This window comes from Marinifilum sp. D737 (assembly GCF_026672275.1).
Classification (GTDB): Bacteria; Bacteroidota; Bacteroidia; order Bacteroidales; family Marinifilaceae; genus Marinifilum.
In genome coordinates this window covers 1-1,529 of record NZ_JANQCD010000086.1, presented here as the reverse complement: position 1 = coordinate 1,529, position 1,529 = coordinate 1, and the positions used below count along the sequence as shown (strand labels likewise).

General features: G+C 38.1%; 1 protein-coding gene. It reads right to left on the bottom strand.

Annotated elements, in window-relative coordinates:
* Positions 1-1,529: immunoglobulin domain-containing protein (locus NQ163_RS20510; protein ID WP_268192179.1), on the bottom strand; the 1,529-nt coding region annotated here is incomplete at both ends.

Sequence of the window (1,529 nt, the reverse complement as noted above, 5' to 3'; positions counted from 1 at the left end):
ACAGTTAAACTTGCAACTTTTGACTGAACTGTTCCACAAAAATTTTTCACCTCACAATAGTATGATTCTCCATCAACTGGAGCTGTTTCGGTGTAGCTTGCATTAATGGCTCCTGTAATTGCTCCGGCACTATTGTACCATTGGTAATCGAATGGTCCATCACCACTGGCTGTTACAGTAAATACAGGATCTGCATCGGATTCACACATAATTACATTTACCGGGTCGCTTACCGTTACATGTTCGCGAACATCAACTGTAAAGTTTACTGTTTGATCATTACATCCCTGAACATTATAAATCTCGCATGTATAATTTCCTTCATCGGCTAACACCACATTTCCAATACCATAAGTGGAATTGGTTGATAATATGGTTCCCGGAGCAATATCCTTATACCAACGATACTGAATATCATCTCCTGCTGTAGCCGTTACACTCATTGTTAAGGCATCGTTCTCGCACAATACATGATTTAAGGTTCCTGCTGTTACTGCAATATCTTCTAATACCCGAATCTTAGTATCTCGCGAATATTCATTTGTACTTAAACCATCACTAACCAAACATCTGAAAGTCCAGTTGTTAATATTCATGTCATTACATGGAACTGTTAATGTAGATACTGCTCCTGCCTTTACTGCACTCATTCCGAGTACTCCATCTGCATTTGACCAAGTACCACTTCCATTATTATACTCCCAGGTAAATGTTAGTGCATCACTTGTTCCTTCAACACTTAGCTTGGCATCTTTTCCAAAACAAACCTCAGCATCACTTGCCTGAACTGCTACTTTTACTACTGTATTTATGGTTAAGGTAGCTGCGCTACTAGTTACATTAGTTATACAAACAACAGTACCATTACCATCTGTACTTACAACACACCTGTACTGATTTCCATCAAAATCGGCTTTCAGTGCATTGGTAATTTTTAATTCGGAAGTAGTTGCTCCCGAATATTTTATGCCATCGATAATTGGATTCCAGCCCGAACCTTTATTTTCTTCCCATTGGTAAGAGTAGTTTGGTTCTCCTGATGCAGTTACTTTAAATGTTGCATCCGCTCCATCTGCAATAGTCAAATCTAACGGATTGGTAGTGCCCAAAATCTTAACTACTGTTAAACTTGCTCGTTTTGATTGAACTGTTGCACAAGTATTTTTCACTTCGCAATAATATGATTCTCCATCAACAGGAGTTGTTTCTGTGTAACTTGAATTTGTCGCACCTGTTATTGCTCCTCCAGTATTGTACCACTGATAAGTAAGCGGTGTGTCATCGCCTCCTGCTACTACTGTAAATACAGGATTAGCATCGGTTTCACACATTACTACTGCTAAAGGATCATTTACTGTTGCAGGCTCAAGAACATCAACATTAAATATTCTGATAATATCATTACAATGCTGATCGTTATAAATTTCACACTTGTACTCTGCTTCATCTGTTAAAGTGATATTTCCAAAATTGTAAGTTGAATTGGTTGCTCCCACAACCTCTACATCATCTTTATACCACTTGTATTT